This is a genomic window from Xanthobacter autotrophicus (genome assembly GCF_029991245.1).
In the GTDB taxonomy this organism is placed as follows: domain Bacteria; phylum Pseudomonadota; class Alphaproteobacteria; order Rhizobiales; family Xanthobacteraceae; genus Xanthobacter; species Xanthobacter autotrophicus_C.
On record NZ_JAIVFO010000410.1, the window covers coordinates 1 to 415 of the forward strand.

General features: G+C 72.8%; 1 pseudogene. It reads left to right on the forward strand.

What is annotated here, in order from left to right:
- Positions 1–415, forward strand: a pseudogene (locus K9U41_RS23455) (hypothetical protein); the annotation flags it as partial.

The window sequence follows — 415 nt, forward strand, 5'->3', positions numbered from 1 at the left end:
GCTGGACATGCGCCGCAGGGACGGCGGCACCTTCCCCGTGTTGCTCAACGCGAACCGCCGCGTCACGCCGCAAGGCACCTACGACGAGGTCGCCGTCATGGTGGCCGAAGAGCGCAACAAGTACGAGCGCGAACTGCTGGCCGCCCGCAAGCGCGCGGATGAAATGGTGGCCAAGGAGCGCCAGGCCCAGCAGGCCCTGCAGGCCTCGCAGTCGCGGCTGCGGCAGGCCATGCAGTCGGGCGCCATCCATGTCTGGGACCTGGACCCGGCCACCGGCCGGCGGCGTTTCGGCGCGGACGTGGCCACCCTGCTCGGCCTCGACCCGGGGCGCCCCGTGGGCGAAGAGGAGTTCGTGGCCCACCTCGTGCCCGAGGACCGCGCGGCCGACCGCGCCGCACTCGACCATGCCTTGAGG